The organism is Chamaesiphon sp. OTE_8_metabat_110 (assembly GCF_031382685.1).
Lineage (GTDB): Bacteria > Cyanobacteriota > Cyanobacteriia > Cyanobacteriales > Chamaesiphonaceae > Chamaesiphon.
The window spans coordinates 1-2,531 of record NZ_JANMZA010000260.1; the positions used below are offsets into that span (position 1 = coordinate 1).

A 2,531-nucleotide genomic window follows, 5' to 3' on the forward strand; every position below is an offset into this window, starting at 1 on the left:
CTTCTGCGCCTGCTTCGGGTTGATAGAGGAGGTTGGAGAGGTCGATATTTTTGGCTTTCCAATGGGCGATCGCTTGTTTAGATTCTAAGTTATCGGTGCGTCCTACCATTTCGTTGAGGGTGCGGAAGCCGAGGGCTGCCATGATTTCTCGTAAGTCTTGGGCGATGAACCGCATGAAGTTGACGGTGTGGGCGGGATCTCCGGTGTAGGTGGCGCGGAGATCGGGGTTTTGGGTGGCAATTCCGGCGGGACAGGTATTCAGATGGCAGACGCGCATCATAATACAGCCGAGGGTGACGAGTGGGGCGGTGGAGAATCCGAATTCTTCGGCACCGAGGAGGGCGGCTATGGCGATGTCCCGTCCGGTTTTGAGTTGTCCGTCGGTTTCGACGACAATCCGGCTGCGGAGGTTATTGAGGACGAGGGTTTGGTGGGTTTCGGCAAGTCCGAGTTCCCAGGGTAATCCGGCGTGTTTGATTGAAGTTTGGGGTGAGGCTCCGGTACCGCCGTCGAAGCCGGAAATTAATACTACATCGGCGTGGGCTTTGGCGACTCCTGCGGCGATCGTGCCGACTCCGACTTCAGATACTAGTTTGACGTTAATTCGCGCATCCCGATTAGCATTTTTGAGATCGTGGATTAGTTCGGCGAGATCTTCGATCGAGTAGATATCGTGGTGCGGTGGGGGTGAAATCAGCCCTACGCCTGGGGTGGAGTGGCGGACTTTAGCAATCCAGGGGTAGACTTTTTTGCCTGGGAGTTGTCCGCCTTCACCTGGTTTGGCTCCCTGTGCCATTTTGATTTGGATTTCTTTGGCTTGGGAGAGGTACAGGCTGGTGACACCGAATCGTCCCGATGCTACTTGTTTGATGCCGCTATTTTTGGAGTCGCCTTGCTCGTTAGTCCAGGTATAGCGTTCGGGATCTTCGCCGCCTTCGCCTGTGTTGGATTTACCGCCGATCCGGTTCATCGCGATCGCGAGTCCTTCATGTGCTTCACTAGAGATGGAGCCGTAGCTCATCGCGCCTGTTTTAAAGCGTTTGAGGATGGCTTCGATCGGTTCTACTTCGTCGATCGAGATCGCTGTTTGCGGTTTAAAATCGAGCAGTCCGCGCAGGGTGAAGTGCTTCTTATCCTGCTCGTTAATTAGCTTGGCATATTTCTGATAAATGTCATATTTACCAGTCCGCGCCGCCTGTTGCAACAGGTGAATACTTTCGGGGCTAAATAGGTGTTCTTCACCATCTTTGCGCCACTGATAATCACCACCCACATCGAGGGTAGCACCTTTGGCAGGTCGATCGGGGAAGGCGTGGGTGTGGCGAGTAATCGTTTCTTGGGTAATTACGCCCACGTCAGCACCTTCAATTCGGGAAGCAGTGCGGGTAAAGTATTTATCGATCGTGATTTGATTGAGTCCGACTGCTTCAAAAATCTGGGCACCGCGATAACTTTGAATCGTGGAAATTCCGATTTTAGACGCAACTTTTGTTACGCCTTTTGTGGCTGCTTTAATATAGTTTTTAACAGCAGTGGGATAATCGACATCGAGTAAGATTTTCTGGTTAATTAAATCCTCGATCGTCTCGAATGCCAGGTAAGGATTAATCGCCCCACAACCATAACCAATTAATGTTGCAAAGTGATGAACTTCACGCGGTTCGCCGGATTCTAATACCAGTCCGACGCGAGTACGAGTACCCGTGCGAATTAGGTGATGATGCAAGCCCGAAATCGCCAGTAATGCAGGAATTGGTGCAGTTTCAGCATTCACACCGCGATCGCTCAAAATTAGGATGCTGATGCCAGACTCGATCGCTTTATCTGCTGATGCAAAGATCGTATCTAACGCTGCTTCCAGACCTTTCACCCCGTCTTTGGGGTTAAATAACATTGGGATAGTAACAGAGCTAAAACCATCTTGATTCAGGTGCTTTAATTTCGCAAGTTCGGCATCACTTAAAATCGGCGATTTGAGGGCGATTAAATGACAACTTTCGGGTTCTGGCTTGAGTAAATTCCGCTCAGATCCGATCGTAGTTTGTGCCGAAGTAATAATTTCTTCCCGAATAGAATCGATCGGGGGATTAGTAACTTGAGCAAATAGCTGTTGGAAGTAATCGTAGAGTAATTTTGGTCGATCGGACAACACTGCTAACGGTGTATCCGTACCCATCGAACCCGTTGCTTCCACACCATCCCGCGCCATCGGCGTAATCAGCATCCGCAACTCTTCAAACGTATAGCCAAACGCCATTTGACTCTGAAGTAAGTCAGTACTGCCGACAACCCGAACGCCCCCTAAATCCCCCAATTCTGGGGGACTTTCAATTCCAGTTCCAGCGGAGCTGGAAGCTATCGGACTCTCCGATCCGGTTCCCCCAGAATTGGGGGCTAGGGGGCTTTTACCATCAGCAATATCCTCTAACCTAACTAAATGCTCGTCCAACCACGCTTGATAAGGATGTGCGCTAGTAATCTCCTGCTTGATTTCCGCATCACTCACAATCCGCCCAGCATCCGTATCCACC

General features: G+C 50.5%; 1 protein-coding gene. It reads right to left on the reverse strand.

The genetic code is table 11. The features are described 5' to 3' along the window. Positions 1–2,531, reverse strand: a 2,531-nt coding sequence (locus RMO52_RS09415) for a glutamate synthase-related protein (RefSeq protein ID WP_310413302.1), incomplete at both ends; no start/stop codon positions are given.